This window comes from Bradyrhizobium sp. CB2312, from assembly GCF_029714425.1.
GTDB lineage: Bacteria > Pseudomonadota > Alphaproteobacteria > Rhizobiales > Xanthobacteraceae > Bradyrhizobium.
In genome coordinates, this window is record NZ_CP121668.1 from 9,198,875 (window position 1) to 9,213,357 (window position 14,483).

General features: G+C 65.0%; 17 protein-coding genes. 9 read left to right on the plus strand and 8 right to left on the minus strand.

What is annotated here, in order from left to right; all coding sequences use genetic code 11:
* Nucleotides 1-29 precede the first annotated feature (29 nt).
* Nucleotides 30-290, minus strand: a complete 261-nt coding sequence (locus tag QA642_RS43850) for a hypothetical protein (protein WP_027565052.1) — start codon at nt 288-290, stop codon at nt 30-32.
* Nucleotides 291-402: 112 nt separating this feature from the next.
* Between QA642_RS43850 and QA642_RS43855 the strand changes: the two genes are divergently transcribed.
* Nucleotides 403-1,101 carry a YafY family protein gene (locus tag QA642_RS43855; protein ID WP_283082356.1) on the plus strand — a complete coding sequence of 233 codons (699 nt, stop codon included), beginning with the start codon at nt 403-405 and terminating at the stop codon, nt 1,099-1,101.
* A 5-nt stretch (nt 1,102-1,106) separates the two neighbouring features.
* Nucleotides 1,107-1,421 (plus strand): YkgJ family cysteine cluster protein, encoded by a 315-nt coding sequence (locus tag QA642_RS43860; RefSeq protein ID WP_283082357.1) that lies wholly within the window; start codon nt 1,107-1,109, stop codon nt 1,419-1,421.
* On the opposite strand, the gene QA642_RS43865 is transcribed toward QA642_RS43860, so the two are convergent.
* Together QA642_RS43865 and QA642_RS43870 are read right to left on the minus strand one after the other, a co-directional pair.
* Nucleotides 1,418-1,816 carry a hypothetical protein gene (locus QA642_RS43865; RefSeq protein ID WP_283082358.1) on the minus strand — a complete coding sequence of 133 codons (399 nt, stop codon included), beginning with the start codon at nt 1,814-1,816 and terminating at the stop codon, nt 1,418-1,420. The genes QA642_RS43860 and QA642_RS43865 overlap by 4 nt on opposite strands.
* A gap of 281 nt (nt 1,817-2,097) precedes the next feature.
* Nucleotides 2,098-2,445: a DUF3307 domain-containing protein gene (locus QA642_RS43870; RefSeq protein WP_283087103.1), complete on the minus strand. Its 348-nt coding sequence runs from the start codon at nt 2,443-2,445 to the stop codon at nt 2,098-2,100.
* 414 nt (nt 2,446-2,859) lie between these two features.
* Here QA642_RS43870 and QA642_RS43875 point away from each other — a divergent pair, with 414 nt between their 5' ends.
* The 4 genes from QA642_RS43875 to QA642_RS43890 all read left to right on the plus strand — a co-directional run bounded on the left by QA642_RS43875 (nt 2,860) and on the right by QA642_RS43890 (nt 6,791).
* The gene (locus tag QA642_RS43875; RefSeq protein ID WP_283082359.1) at nt 2,860-4,305 is read left to right on the plus strand and encodes a TAXI family TRAP transporter solute-binding subunit; all 1,446 of its coding nucleotides are present in this window, start codon (nt 2,860-2,862) and stop codon (nt 4,303-4,305) included.
* Between the two features lie 237 nt (nt 4,306-4,542).
* Complete coding sequence (locus QA642_RS43880; RefSeq protein ID WP_092220713.1) at nt 4,543-4,761, plus strand: hypothetical protein; 219 nt, start codon at nt 4,543-4,545, stop codon at nt 4,759-4,761.
* A gap of 122 nt (nt 4,762-4,883) precedes the next feature.
* The gene (locus tag QA642_RS43885; RefSeq protein ID WP_283082360.1) at nt 4,884-5,993 is read left to right on the plus strand and encodes a cyclic nucleotide-gated ion channel; all 1,110 of its coding nucleotides are present in this window, start codon (nt 4,884-4,886) and stop codon (nt 5,991-5,993) included.
* 12 nt (nt 5,994-6,005) lie between these two features.
* Entirely contained in the window at nt 6,006-6,791 is a 786-nt protein-coding gene (locus QA642_RS43890; protein WP_283082361.1) for an enoyl-CoA hydratase/isomerase family protein, read from the plus strand.
* Nucleotides 6,792-6,999: 208 nt separating this feature from the next.
* Here QA642_RS43890 and QA642_RS43895 read toward each other — a convergent pair whose 3' ends face one another.
* A complete protein-coding gene (locus tag QA642_RS43895; RefSeq protein ID WP_283082362.1) occupies nt 7,000-7,644 on the minus strand; it encodes a glutathione S-transferase family protein in 645 nt (214 codons plus the stop codon).
* 87 nt (nt 7,645-7,731) lie between these two features.
* Here QA642_RS43895 and QA642_RS43900 point away from each other — a divergent pair, with 87 nt between their 5' ends.
* Nucleotides 7,732-8,712 (plus strand): YafY family protein, encoded by a 981-nt coding sequence (locus QA642_RS43900; RefSeq protein ID WP_283082363.1) that lies wholly within the window; start codon nt 7,732-7,734, stop codon nt 8,710-8,712.
* Between the two features lie 136 nt (nt 8,713-8,848).
* A complete protein-coding gene (locus QA642_RS43905) occupies nt 8,849-9,088 on the plus strand; it encodes a hypothetical protein (protein ID WP_283082364.1) in 240 nt (79 codons plus the stop codon).
* A 56-nt stretch (nt 9,089-9,144) separates the two neighbouring features.
* On the opposite strand, the gene QA642_RS43910 is transcribed toward QA642_RS43905, so the two are convergent.
* The 3 genes from QA642_RS43910 to QA642_RS43920 all read right to left on the minus strand — a co-directional run bounded on the left by QA642_RS43910 (nt 9,145) and on the right by QA642_RS43920 (nt 12,078).
* Nucleotides 9,145-10,092 carry a fatty acid desaturase gene (locus QA642_RS43910; RefSeq protein WP_283082365.1) on the minus strand — a complete coding sequence of 316 codons (948 nt, stop codon included), beginning with the start codon at nt 10,090-10,092 and terminating at the stop codon, nt 9,145-9,147.
* 8 nt (nt 10,093-10,100) lie between these two features.
* Nucleotides 10,101-11,117 (minus strand): alpha/beta fold hydrolase, encoded by a 1,017-nt coding sequence (locus QA642_RS43915; RefSeq protein ID WP_283082366.1) that lies wholly within the window; start codon nt 11,115-11,117, stop codon nt 10,101-10,103.
* 157 nt (nt 11,118-11,274) lie between these two features.
* On the minus strand, nt 11,275-12,078 hold the full coding sequence (locus QA642_RS43920) for an MBL fold metallo-hydrolase (RefSeq protein ID WP_283082367.1): 804 nt from the start codon (nt 12,076-12,078) through the stop codon (nt 11,275-11,277).
* Nucleotides 12,079-12,251: 173 nt separating this feature from the next.
* Between QA642_RS43920 and QA642_RS43925 the strand changes: the two genes are divergently transcribed.
* On the plus strand, nt 12,252-13,451 hold the full coding sequence (locus tag QA642_RS43925) for an MFS transporter (protein ID WP_283082368.1): 1,200 nt from the start codon (nt 12,252-12,254) through the stop codon (nt 13,449-13,451).
* Nucleotides 13,452-13,463: 12 nt separating this feature from the next.
* Here QA642_RS43925 and QA642_RS43930 read toward each other — a convergent pair whose 3' ends face one another.
* A complete protein-coding gene (locus QA642_RS43930; RefSeq protein WP_283082369.1) occupies nt 13,464-14,471 on the minus strand; it encodes an NAD(P)-dependent alcohol dehydrogenase in 1,008 nt (335 codons plus the stop codon).
* Nucleotides 14,472-14,483: the final 12 nt, after the last annotated feature.

Sequence of the window (14,483 nt, forward strand, 5' to 3'; positions counted from 1 at the left end):
TCCTGGTCTACCGAAAACTTTGACGGAACCTAGTGCCGGGCTGCTGCCACCATGGTGGCAGCAGCCGTGATATCTTCTGCGAAACGGGCCCCCCGCCAGGCGCGGGCCATGACGTGGCGGACCAGCGCGTCCGCAGCCTGGGTCAGCGAGCGTGCCACCACGCTTGCAAGCGCAAACCGGAGGTCGACGGCCATGAGATCGAGCGAAACGAGGCGGCCGAATGCCGATGCGGACCACGCCTGGGCCCGCAGCATCGGAAGTGCCGGGCCGAAATGGGTTGGAATGATCATGGACAAATCCTCTTCAGTCGATGTGTTGTCCCGGTATAGAACCCCCCTGCTGCCAACATCCTGTCAGCAGCAGCGCGCCGCTTTCTGATCCGATCCCGATAAGAGAATTGTCATGAGACGCGCCGACCGGCTGTTTCAGATCATCCAGGTGCTGAGGCGCACGCGTAAGCCGCTGACGGCGGACGCGATCGCGGCCGAGCTCGAGACCTCCAAGCGCACGATCTATCGCGACATCGCGACGCTGATGGGCCAGCGCGTGCCGATCCGCGGCGAAGCCGGCATGGGCTATATCCTCGAAAAGGGTTTTGACCTGCCGCCCCTCATGCTGACACCCGACGAGATCGAGGCCGCGGTGCTCGGCGCGCAATGGGTGGCGGGCCATGCCGATTCCGCGTTGGCGCGTGCCGCCGAAGATCTGATGGCCAAGATCGCCGACACCGTGCCTGAGCGCCTGCGTCCCTTCGTGCTGGAGCCCGCGAGCCGCGCTCGGCCGAGCTGGAACAGGGAGCCGGATCGTCTCGACATGGTGCGCACGCGCACCCAGATCCACGAAGGCAAGAAGATCATGCTGCGCTATCGCGACGAGCAGGGCCGCCCCAGCGAGCGCATGATCTGGCCGATCTCGGTCGGCTATCTCGAGGCCGTGCGCCTGCTTGCGGCGTGGTGCGAGCTGCGCAGCGACTTCCGCAGCTTCCGCACCGATCGCGTGGTGGAGGCGACCTATCTCGACGAGAAATATCCTGAAAGGCGCGACGTGCTGCGCGCGAGATGGCGGCAGAGCCTGGTCTGGGGCCCGCCAAAGGACACGTGAGGACGATGCAAGAGATCGATCTGTCGAGCTACTGCCAGAGCTGCGGCGCGTGCTGCGGCTATTCGGAGAACTGGCCGCGCTTCTCGATCGAGAGCGACGAGGAGCTTGCGGCGATTCCCGAAGCGCTCGTCAATGCGCGTCAATCCGGCATGCGTTGCGAGGGCGATCGCTGCTCGGCCTTGCAAGGCGAAATTGGAAAGGCGACGGCGTGCGGCATCTACGCCGTGCGGCCGGAGGTGTGCCGCACCTGCATGCCGGGTGATGCCGAATGCACGATGGCGCGGCGGAAGTTCAGGCTTCCGGCGATCGAACCAACTTAGGCCGGAACGACTTCAGCGATCTCGTCGTCGAGCTCGTCGTCCAGCGGTGCGAGCACCGAGAGCGGCTTGGTCGACACCGTGATCGGCTTGCGGCCGCCCGATAGCGACGGCGACGATTTGGCCGAGCTCGCACGTGACAGCGCGTAGAGCGTCGAGCCGACGCGGCCGCCGTTCTCGATCAGGTCGCGCTCGCTGCAGCTTGCAGCGATGGCGACCGCCAGCGAGTGCAGATGGCTGCGGCGATAGCAGAACAGCGCCAGGCGGGCGCGTGCCTCAGGGGAAACACTCTCAACCAACCTCGGCAGGCCACTCTCACTGGCGCGATACATCTCGCCAAGGAGCTCGTCGCGAACCGGGCAGAAATCGCTTTCAAAAGCGTCGCGGCTTGAAAACATTACAGTTCTCCCTCGTGGTGCGGAAGATGCAACGCAATTCTCTAATGAAAGGTTAACCACGCTGCCCGGTAGTCACCCGGGGTTCTTGCGCGCCGGCCGCGAATCAGAGGGGCGCTAGTGAGGGGTCAAAGGCTCCACGGCGTCATGGCCGGGCTTGTCCCGGCCATCCACGGAGAGCCAAGCGGCGCGAAGAACGTGGATGCCCGGGACAAGCCCGGGCATGACGACCTTCTGTGCCGATAGCGACTGCCTCCACCTAGAGGCCGAGAAAAGGCCCAGCCTCAGTTCGCCGCCATGAAGATGGAGAGGCCGAAGCCGGTGAGATGGTGCAGCGCCTGGTCGACGCCGATCAGGGTCCAGAACCAGGGATGATGCAGGTCGACACCGAGATTGGCCGAGACGAATCCCTTCGCGCGATCGATGGTGATGTGGATCACGAAGTCGATGAAGGCGACGAACCAGAATCGCGGCGCGACGAGCAGGATCAGCGGCAGCGCAACCGCAAGGTGAATCAGGCAGTGCACCAGAAGCGGCAGGGCCCAGCCGTGTTTCTGGTCCTTGCCCTGCGCCATCCAGGCGGTCTGGAGCACGAAATCGGCGATGATGTGCTTGAAGGTGAGCAGCAACATCCAGCCAATGAGCGCTTCGACCGGAACCGCCGATGACATGGGTGGAAACGACAAAGCTGACGCCTCATTGACGTGACAAGAAAGCTCGGAGCGTTCAGCGCAACTTCTTCTTGGACCGGTCAAATCGCCGGGACCTCCAATTTATGACATCTCCTGCGGCAGAATGCAGCCGGGGGGAACCGGAAAATCGCCAACTGTGGCTAACTGGTGATAGGATGACCAATCGCCGCGGTCGGGAGGAGTAAGGTTACCTTCGGCTCGAAATTTGCATTCCGGTTGCGGCGCGCTATCATCGAAGACAGAGAATATCGTTCTTTTTTCAATCGCTTAGAAATTGCACGGCGCGCGCCGCAGACCACATCCGCGAGCCTGCCGCCCAGGAATAAGGCCAGCGTGCTGCCATGAGTACTGAGCATGAGTACTGAGGGCCCCGCCTCGTCACCGTCAGAGCCGCAGCCGCGGCGTCCCAAGGTGATCAAGACCAACCAGCAGCAGGTCTTGCTCTACGCCGTGCTGACCCTGCTGCTGTCGCTCGCCACCGTCTGGGGCGGGCGCGCCATGCTGCACAATTCGGAGACACTGACCTTTGCGGTCGGTGCCCCGAACAGCGACGAGGCCCTGTTCGCGGCCAAGCTCGCCGCGGTGCTGAAGAACAACGCCTCGCGCTTCCGGATCAAGATCGTCAACAGCCCTGACAATACCAAGGCGCTCGCGCAGTTCGACCGCAAGCAGGCCGACCTCGCCGTGCTGCGCACCGATGCCAAGGTGCCGCTGCGGGCGCGCACGCTCGCGATCCTCGAGCACGATCTCGTGCTGTTGCTCGGGCCCGGCAACAAGAAGATCAAGTCGCTCGCGGAATTGAAGAAGAAGAAGGTCGCCGTCCTCGCCGAGAACGACTCCTCGCTCGCCTTCGTGCGCAGCATCCTCGATATTCCCGACGGGCCGGACGCTGCGAAGATCCAGATGGCGCCGCAGGGCGCGACGCTCGACAAGCTGTTTGCGCCGGCGAACGGATACGGCGCGGTAATCGCCATCGTCCACGCCTCGAAGGCGGTGCGTGACAAAGCCTATGAGCAGGTCGCCAAGCGCGGCGGCTTCACCTTGAATGCGATCGACGAGACCAAGGCACTCGCCCGCAAATTCCCTGGCATTTCCGACGAGACGCTGACCGCAGGCACGCTGTCGGCCTCGCCCGAGATTCCCGACGACGACCTCGAGACGATCGGGCTGGAATGGCTGCTGGTCGCGCAATCCAGGATGTCGGCGTCCACGGCCGGCGATCTCGCCCGCATCGTCTACGAGAACAAGTCGGCGCTCGGGCTCGACAACGGCTTTGCCAGCAAGATCGAGCCGGCCTCGGTCGAGAAGGACGCCTACGTGATGGCGCATCAAGGCGCGGCCGACTACATCAACGACGACACCAAGTCGTTCATGGATAAGTACAGCGACATGATGTATCTGGGCGCCGCCGCGCTCAGCGTCATCGGCTCGATCTTCGCCGCGATCTACGCCAAGATCACCCGCATCGCGCCGGAGAAAGCCAGCGAGCTCTCCACTGCCATTCTCGACATCGGCGAGCGCATCGAGCACGCCCATTCGCTCGATCAGCTCGAATGTCTCCAGGACGAGCTGGAAGGCATCCTGCGCGGCGCGGTGGTCGGCCTCAGGGACGGCACCATCAGCACCGACGGGCTCGACACCTTCAAGCTCGGCTACGAATTCGTCCGCGACGAGATCGGCATGCGCCGCGACTATCTCAAGCGCCATTGCGACGAGGCCGACAAGGTCTCGGGCCCTGCTGCCCTCCACCCGCCCGACGACAGCAAGGTCGTGGTGGTGAAGACCGCGCAGAGCGCCTGATCCGAGAGGTCGGGACAACCGCCCATCTCGTGTCCCGGACAAGCTGCAATGCCAAGGCATTGCAGCGCCGAGCAGGAACCCAGAAAGCCCCACCGTCCGCTGCCGCATGGCCCCGGCTCTGCAGCGCATCACTACGGCCGCCGCTGTGTCCGGGGCACGAGACCGGATCATCGCCGGAACTCCCGGAACCGTCTCCTCCCGCAACCGTTGGCTCCTGTTACAACCGGAGAACGCGCCATGCGTACACTCCTCATCATCTTCCTTCTGGGAATGCTGGCGGCGGTTGGCTATTTTGCTTATTCCGCGATGGCGGTCGAAGGGGACCCGATCCCAACCGAAGGCTATGTCGCCCTGGCGCTGGGGGCCGGATTCTCCGTCATCGTCGGCATCGGCCTGATGATCCTGCTGTTTTTCAGCAGCCGCCGCGGCTACGACGAGCCGCCGCATTTCAGGTAACCCCGCCTCCATCTCGCGATTGGCGACGCCGAGCCCGTCGTTGACGACCCCGGCCCGGGCAGGCACTTTGGCGCCGCGGTCCCAGCCGGGACCGCAAAAGCCAAACCGAGCCGCTCTCCCGCATGTCCAAGCCGCTGATCTCTGCACTGGCCCAGTTCGCGGCCGCCACGGCCGGCCGCAACATGACCAAGGCGGCCTATGTGGCGGTGGGCGTCGGCGTGCTCAGCATGGTGCTGCTGACGATTGGCCCGGCCTACGAGGCGGCGCATCACTGGGTCGACACCCTGCTGTGGGCTTGCCTCGCCTATTTCGTATTCGAATGGGTGGTCCGGCTGCGCCACATGGCGCGAACGGAGCGCCTGTCGCTCTATTTGTCCTCCTCCGCCGGCATCGTCGACGCGATCGGTGCGTTGGCCGTTCCCCTCGCGCTGACACTCGGCGTCGAGCCAAACACGGCCTGGTTGCTCAGCGTGCTCTGGGTGCTGAAGGTGGTGCCGGGCATTCCCGGCCTGCGCCAGCTTCGCCGTGTGCTGGTGCTGGAATCCGGGCCGCTGGTGAGCGTGCTCGTGATTTTCCTGATGGTGGTGTTCCTGGCCTCGGTTGCCGAATACTTTCTGGAGCGGGACGTGCAGCCCCAGACCTTCGGCAGCGTGCCGGCCGCGTTGTGGTGGGCTGTCGTCACGCTGACCACGACAGGCTATGGCGACGTCGTGCCGGTGACGCCGCTCGGGCGCATGGTGGCGGCGCTGGTGATGATCTCCGGCCTCGGCGTGTTCGGCCTCTGGACCGGTATTCTGGCGACCGGATTCGCCGCCGAGACGAGGCGCGACAATTTCCTCAAGACCTGGGAATCCGTCAGCAAGGTGCCGTTCTTCGCCGCGCTCGGACCGGCGGCGATCGCCGACGTCACCCACATGCTGCGCACCATGGAGCTGCCGGCGCGCACCATGATCATCCGCAAGGGCGCGCAAGGCGACTGCATGTATTTCATCGCCGCCGGCGAGGTCGAGGTCGACCTGCCCGGCAAGAAGGTGCAGCTTGGCGAGGGCGCCTTCTTCGGCGAGATGGCGCTGCTGGGCAACAACATGCGCGGCGCCAATGTCTCGACCACGAAGGTGTCGCGGCTCCTGGTGCTCGACCTCGTCGATTTCCGCGTGCTGATGGCACGGCATCCCGATCTCGCCGAAACCATCGACGCCGAAGCAAAGCGCCGCGCGCTGGAAAATAAATAAAAGGAGACAAGAATGTCGGATCACGCCGACGCGGCTTCCGGCCCCGTGCTCGAGATCAACGGCGCACGCGCCACCGTCCGCCTCAACCGTCCAAAACATCTCAACCGGCTTCAGGCCGAGGATCTCGACGAATTGCTGAAGCTGTTCGACGCCGTCGAAGCCGATCCTGCGATCCGCGTGCTGGTGCTGACCGGCACTGGGCGCGCCTTCTCGGCCGGCTATGACCTCAACTCGGTCGCCGAGCGCGCGGTCAGCGCGACCGAACAGCAGAGCGCGGGCTCGGCGTTCGAGGTGGTCGTCAATCGGCTGGAGGATCTCGGCGTGCCGACGATCTGCCGGCTCAACGGCGGCGTCTATGGCGGCTCGACCGACTTGGCGCTGGCCTGCGATTTCCGCATCGGCGTCGACACCGCCGAGATGTTCATGCCGGCGGCGCGGCTCGGGCTGCATTACTACAGGAGCGGCATCAAGCGCTATGTCACGCGGCTCGGCGTCGACAATGCGAAGAAGCTGTTTTTGACGGCGCAGAAGATCAGCGCGCCGGAGATGCTGCGGATCGGCTATCTCACCGCGATGGTGCCGGAGGAGACGCTCGATGAGGAGGTCGATAAGCTCGCCACTATCCTCGCCGGCAATGCGCCGCAGGCGATGGCTGGCATGAAGCGCGCTATCAACGAATTCGCCCGCGGCGAGCTCGATGACGCGGCCGCCGACCAGCGCCACCGCGACAGCATGCGCGGCGCCGAGATCAAGGAAGGGATCAAGGCGTTCGCGGAGAAGCGGGCGCCAAGGTTTTGAGATGAGTGAGGGAGTGCGAAGACGCGCCTCATGCTCGGTGTCGTCCCGGGGCATCGCGAAGCGATGAGGCCGGGACCCATAACCACAGGGAGTGGTTATCGGGCAAGGCAGCTCACTCCAAGCCTTCGCCAAACTTCTCCCTGTGGTTATGGGTCCCGGGTTCGCGCTTTGCGCGCCCCGGGACGACGGCGGAGGTTGAGGCGCGGCCTCAGGCCCCCACAGCCTTGGCATGCTCCGCCGCCATCTCGTCATCCGCCGCAGTGATGCGCTGGAACGCCGGGCGCGACGTCATGCGCTCGGCATAGCGCACGAACACGTCCTTCTTCGGCACGATGCCGAACATCATGGTCCAGCTGAACGCGATGCCCCACAGCACATCGGCGGCCGTCATGCGCTCGCCGAGCAGATACGGCCCCTTCGCAAGCTGCGCCTCGAGCGGGCCCAGCATTGTGTCGTAATCGGCATAGGGCGACTGCGTGATCGGGGCCGGCTCGCGCTGCATGAACTTGTCGATCAGGGCCGGCTCGAACGAGGCGCCGTAATAGGCGATCCAGCGCAGGTAAGGACCGCGCAGCGGATCGCTCAGCGCGGGCGTGAGGCCGGCCTGCGGAAAGAGATCGGCGAGATAGATGGTGATCGCGACCTGCTCGGTCACGAGCGCCTCGCCGTGCTTGACAGCCGGCACCTTGCCGAGCGGATTGATCGCGAGATAGGCCGGCTGGCGCTGCTCGCCGGCCTTCATGTTGAAGACGTGAAGATCGTAGGGCGCGCCGAGCTCCTCCAGCAGCACCCGCGTGCCGGTGGCCCGGCTCTGCGGCGAATAATACAGCGTGATGCGATTGGAATCAGTCATGGCAGGTCTCCATCTGGCCGGCTGGCGATGGCTCAGCTTGTAACGGAGGATACCTGACATCCTGTGTCAGGTATGGTTTAAGGGATCATGCGCGCGAGCCGGATGCTGTCGATCCTCACCACCCTCCAGGCCAGGGGGCAGGTCACTGCGCCCGAGCTTGCGGAGGCCTGCGAGGTCTCGGTGCGCACGATCTATCGCGACATCGACGCGCTCGCGGCCTCCGGCGTTCCTGTCTATGCCGACCGCGGCGCCGAGGGCGGCTACCGGTTGCTCGACGGCTATCGGGTGCGGTTGAACGGGTTGTCGCAGAGCGAAGCGGGCGCGCTGTTCCTCGCAGGGCTCCCCGGGCCGGCCGCGGCGCTTGGGCTCGATGCGGCGATGATCGCCGCGCAGAACAAGCTGATGGCCGCGCTGCCCGCCAATCTGCGCGAGGACGCCGGCCGGATGCAGGAGCGCTTTCATCTGGATGCACCTGGCTGGTTCGGCGAAGCGGAAGAGCCGAAGCACCTGCGCAGCATTGCCGGTGCGGCTCTGCGCGGCACCTTGATCAAGATCCGCTACCGGAGCTGGCGCGCCGAGAAGCAGCGCCGCGTGGCGCCGCTCGGCCTCGTGCTGAAAGGCGGCAGCTGGTATCTCGCCGGGCAGGTCGACGGCAGCGTGCGCACCTATCGTGTCGCGCGCGTGCTCGACTGCACCGCGCTCGACGACCGCTTCGATCGTCCCGCCGATTTCGATCTCGCCACCTATTGGCAGGCCGCGACGCTGCGCCTCGAGGCCGAGATGCATCCCAATGTCGCGATCGTACGGCTGTCGCCGTTCGGCGTGAAGCTGCTCGACGCGCTGAGCCAGCCTTACGTCAAGGCGCGCACGCAGCTTGAAGAGACCACCGATGCCGACGGCTGGCGCATCGCGCGCCTGCCGACCGGCAAGACCTCCTCGCACGCTGCGGCCGAATTGCTGCGGCTCGGGTCCGAGGCGGAAGTGCTGGAGCCCGCCGATCTCCGCGAGAAGATGGCGGAGATGACGCAGGCCATGGCCGCGCGCTATCGCGCGGCGCAGAAAGCCTGATATCGGCGCACCTCGCCGCAGCCCACGAAACATTCCTGAAACACGATTCTCGGCTCGCGTCGTGAACGCATTCGCGTTTCGACCCGACGGAGATGCAGGGACACAACAACGGCCTTAGCGCCACTGGAGAATGCAAATGTTTCGTAAGCTTGCTCTTGGTCTGATCGCTGCCGGCTCGCTCGGTGCTGCCGCTCTCGCGCCCACCGCCGCTTCGGCTCACGGCTTCCATCATCACTGGGGTCCCGGCTGGGGCTTTGGCTATGGCGGCATCTATGTCAACACCGGCATCAACAACTGCTACCAGGAGCGCGTCGTCCAGACCCGCCACGGCCTGCGCGTTCGCGTCGTGAATGTCTGCGCCTACGGGATCTACTGATATCTCACCTCTTCGACAAAGCTCCGGTCGCACTGCGGCCGGAGCTTTGCTTTGAGCTAAATGCTCTGCCGATACCGGCGAAACCAGCCCCAGGTCTCGCGCGTCGTCTGAATGTAGCCGCGGCCGCGATGGACGATCTCGTCGTCGACGATCGCATTCAGCTTCGGCAGCGCGTGAAACGGGATCGAGGGATAGGCGTGGTGCTCGACATGGTAGGGCATATTCCACGCGATCCATTTGACCACCCCGCCGGTATAGGTGGTGCGGGTGTTCTGGAATGCGCTGCGGGTGCGATCGCAGCCGGTGTGCTCGGCATAGAGATAGGGCCGCAGGAAGAACTGCCCGATGACGAGCGGCACGATCCAGATCCAGAGCAGCAGCGCCGAGGAGAACCACAGCGAGAGCCCGAGCAGCAGCGCATAGAGCGCGACATAGGCGCGCGCCTCGGCCACGATGGTGGCGCGCTTGGTCTCGGGGATCCAGGGCACGACGACCTTGCCGGTGACGGCATGGCCGAGCATCAGCCGCAGGCGGCCGGCGACCTGCAACAGGCCGCTATAGGCGATCGCGAGCTGGGTGTCGGATCTCGGCTTCACGCCGACGATCAGCTCGGGGTCCTTGTCGGGATCCTGGGTGTAGCGGTGATGGTCCCAGTGGAACAGGCAGTAATATTCGTACGGCAATCCGATGATGAAGGCGGAGAGATAGCCGACCGCGAGATTGAGGCCCCGGCTTCTGAACGCGGTCTTGTGCGCGGTCTCGTGCACCGCCATGAACAGGAAGGCGACGAGATAGCCCTGCGCCGCCACCAACGGCAGCGCCCATAGGATGCCGTAGCGGGACGTGACCATCCAGATCAGCGCGCCGACCAATACGATCATGCCGTAATGACTGATGCTCTGCGCCGCGCCCCTGAGGTTCGAGCGCACCGACAATTCGCGCAGCATCGCGGTCGTGAGCGGCTTCAGGCGATGGCCGGGCTCGGAAACGGTCGCGTCAGTCATGATCGGCCTTACTTGCTGAGCAGCGCCGCGACCTCGGCCTTGAGAAAGGCCGTGTCGCGCGGATTATTGACGGGGTTGCCGGCGCGATGGCCGTGCTGCGAAGGGATCGGATGCAGCACCGCCGATTTGGCGTTGACGAGCTTGGGAAGCTCGGCCTCATTGTCGCGCGCGTCGAAATAGCGGTCGGTCGCGCCCGGCATCAGCAGCATATGCGCACTGATCGCGGCCAGCGCCCGGTCGAGATCGCCGCCGAACGCCGCGCATGCGCTGATGTCGCCGCGCTGCCAGATGCCGGCCTGCGCCAACAGATCGTTGGCGTCGCGGCGGGCGAAGGTCGTGTCCCAGTTGCGGGCGAGATAATCCTCGAGCGAGGTGAAGCCGGCCTCGCGCCAGAGCTCGTCGCGATAGAAGCCGTGCGACATCGCCCAGCCGGCATAAACGCGTCCCATCGCGCGATAGCCGGCAACCGGCTTCTCGACGAAGCGGCCGTCGCGGAAAGCGGGATCGGCTGATAGTGCGGCCTTCACGCTTTCGAGGAAGACATGATTGTAAGGCGCGCAGCGCGCGCTGCCGCAGACCACAGCGGCGCGCGCGACCATGTCGGGATGCAGTGCCGCCCAGTGATAGGTCTGCATGCCGCCCATCGACCAGCCATAGACCAGAGCAAGCCTTGTGACGCCGAAGCGCTCGGTGAGGAGACGATGCTGGACCGCGATTGCATCGTGATAGGTGATCGCAGGATAGGGGCCGGCGGTGTTCGACGGCGAGGACGACAGGCCATTCCCGAACAGGTTGGGGATGATGATGAAATAGCGCGTGGGATCGAGCACGCCGTCGGGTCCGATCAGCCATTCGGTGTCGAAGTGCTGGGCGCTGAACGAGGTCGGATAGAGGATGACGTTGTCCTTGGCCGCGTTGAGCGTGCCATAGGTCTTGTAGGCGAGCTTCATCGCGGGGAAGATGGCACCGGACTGAAGCGTGACGTCGCCAGCCTCAAAGATCTCGTAGTCGCGCTGCCCGGTCATGGACCAACTCCCTCGCGCGGCCGCAGAACGCGCCCGCCGAGGCAACGATGCATCGATCGTGCCGGACCGGCAAACGCATCGTTGCGCCGCACCTAATAACTGTACTTGTAGTACATTTATTAGAGCAAGGCAACGGGGATTTCGGCCGTCGCGCAGCTCACGCGATGGCAGCGATGTACCGCTCCACCGAGGCTGCAAAGGCGGCCTTGGCCCCTGCGGCGATGTTGCGGCCCCACCAGGCGCCGTAGATGCGGTCGAAGGCGAGCGGCGCGACGGCGGCCGCAATGCGCCGCACCGCGGCGGCATTGAGCGGCATGTAGTTGGGATAGGAGTACATGAAGCTGACGAAGCGGCGGTCCATCGTCACCTGCGCGATGTCGCCGGTGAGCAGCGCGCCCTTGCCGTCTGCGCCGCGCGACCAATGCAGCATGGTGGCGCCGGCGAAATGACCGCCGGTGCGGAGCAGCAGCACGTCGTCGGAGATGCGATGCTGATCGCCAGTCCAGTGCACGATCGAGGGATGCGGTCGTGTCACCCATTGGCGATCATCCGCGTGCAGATAGACCGGCACGCCGCCGAAGGCCTCGCTCCAGTCGGCGAGTGCGCCATAATAATGCGGATGCGAGATCGCGATCGCCTTCAGGCCGCCGAGCGAACGCACCTGTGCGACCGCCTCCGGCGTCGCCAATGGAATGCAATCCCACATCAGGCAGCCGTCGGTTAGCGGCACCAGCAGCGCGCGCTGGCCGATGGCGAAGCTCGGCTCGAGCGCGAGGCCGGTAAGGCCGAGATCGTCGCGCCAGACCAGGCGATGGCCGTCAGCCAATGCTTCGCGCGTGAGAAAGGTCTGCCCTTTCCAGCCGACGAACTGCCGTTCGTCCTCGCAGATCGGACAGGACGCCGGCGGCTTTTCGCCGGCCGGAAATTGCGCGCCGCAGGTTTCGCAGGTCCAGAGAGGCATGGTCAGGATCCAAAAAGATCGCGCGACGCGACATTGTCCCGCAGCCGCAAGCGGGAGGAACCAACGCTGTGAACGCAGGTTACGTTTTCGTCCATGCCGGCGCAATCGGCCGGTCATCACGATCAGCTTTGCACGAGACCTCTCTCGACCGGCAGGAACATTTCAGCGTCTCGATGACATCACGCTCCTCACCACCCCGCATCTGGCCGCTGTTTGCAGTCAATTTCTTCATGGCCGACATGCAGTCGGGCATCGGGCCGTTCGTCGGCGTGTTCCTGCAGGAGCGCGGCTGGGCGACCGGGCTGATCGGGACCGCGCTGACGGTCGGCAATGTCGCGGGCATGCTGGTCACGACGCCGATCGGCGGCTTCATCGATTCCAGCCGCAACAAGCGGCTATGGGTCGTCATCCCCGGCATCTGCGTGGTGCTCGCGTCCGCGATCATCCTGCTCTCGCAGAATTTCTGGGCGGTGACGTTCTCGCAGGTCGCGCAATCGCTGGCGAGTGCTGCGATCGTGCCGGCGGTGACCGGCATCACGCTCGGCATCGCCAAGCAAAAAGGCTTCAACGCGCTGAACGGCCGCAACCAGGCCTTCAACCACGCCGGCAACATGGTCGGCGCCGCGCTGTCGGGCTATCTCGGCTACAGATACGGATATGTCGCCGTGTTCGTGCTGGCGGCGGTGTTCGGCGCGATCGCCATCGCCTGCGTGCTGATGATTCCCGCCAAGGCCATCGACGATCGCCAGGCCCGCGGCAGCAAGGAGGACGAAAGCAAGAACCCGCCGGACGCCATGTCCGTCCTCCTCAAGCACAAGCCGCTCCTGGTGCTGGCGCTCGCGCTGGCCATCTTCCATCTCGGCAATGCTGCGATCGTTCCGCTCTATGGCCTGGCGGCCGTGGCTGAGGGACAGGCCAATGGCCCGAGCTTCGTTGCGACCACCGTCGTCATTGCGCAGGGCGTCATGGTCGTGACGTCGCTGGTCGCCATGCAGGTCGCGGGCAAACGCAACTATTGGCCGGTGATCCTGGTGTCCTTCATGTTCCTACCCATACGCGGCGTGCTCGCCTTCTTCGTCACGGGGTGGTGGGGCGTGGTGCCGATGCAGGTGCTCGATGGCATCGGCACCGGGCTTCAGACTGTCGCCGTCCCCGGCATGGTGGCACGCTCGCTCGACGGCACCGGCCGCATCAATCTCGGCCAGGGCGCCGTCATCACCGTGCAAGGCGTCGGTGCCAGCCTAAGCCCCGCGCTCGGCGGCTGGATCGCGCAATGGATCGGCTACGGTCCGACCTTCCTGCTGCTCGGCAGCTTCGGCCTTGCGTCGATGGCGCTGTGGCTGGCGTTCGGGACGCACGTGAAGAAGTACTGAGGCGAAGAAGCCTTAGGGAAACTCCACCACGATCTTGCCGAAGTGGCCGCCCTGCTGCATCAGCCGCAGCGCATCGGACACGGCGTCGAAACCGAACACGCGATCGATCACCGGCTTCGTGCCGTTGCGTCGGATCGCAGCCGTCATACCTTCGAACATACGCCGGCTGCCGACGGAAAGGCCTTTCACATGCAAATTCTTGGCAAACAAAGTCGGGATCGCGATTTGCTGCGAAAAGCCCGTGAGCACGCCGATCACCAGAATGGTGCCGCCGACCCGCGCCGCCTCCAGCGATTGCGCAAACGTGTCTTTGCCGCCGACCTCGACGACATGGTCGACGCCGCCGCCGGTCCACTCCGCCGCGGCCTTGCCCCACTCAGGCACCGAGCGGTAGTTGATGGTGTGGTCGGCGCCGAGCGCCTTCGCACGCTCGAGCTTGTCGTCGCTCGACGAGGTCACGATCACGCTCGCGCCGGCGAGCTTTGCGAATTGCAGCGCGAAGATCGAGACGCCGCCGGTGCCTTGCACCAGCACGGTGTCGCCGGGCTTTACATCTGCTTCCTCGAACAGTGCGCGCCAGGCGGTGAGCCCGGCGCAGGGCAGCGTCGCGGCCTCCTGAAATGACAGGTGCGAAGGAATGCGGCTGACGCCCTCGGCGTCGAGCGCCATGACCTCCTGCAGCACGCCCGGCCGCGTGCCGCCGAGCGCGTAGCGCCGGCTGGTCGCCGACACCTTTCCGTCGATCCAGGACTGAAAGAACATCGGACAAACGCGATCGCCGACCACGACGCGCGTAACGCCCTCGCCAACCGCAATGACTTCACCGGCCCCATCCGAGAATGGGATCAGCGGCAATCTACTGACGCCGCCCTTGCCCTGGATCGTGAGCAGATCGCGATAGTTCAGCGATGCCGCCTTCATCCGCACCGCGACCTGGCCGGGGCCGGGCGTCGGCTCTGGCAGATCAGCCAGCTCCATCCCCTCGATCGACCAGTCGCGCGCAACCTGCCAGGTCTTCATGGGACGCGCTCC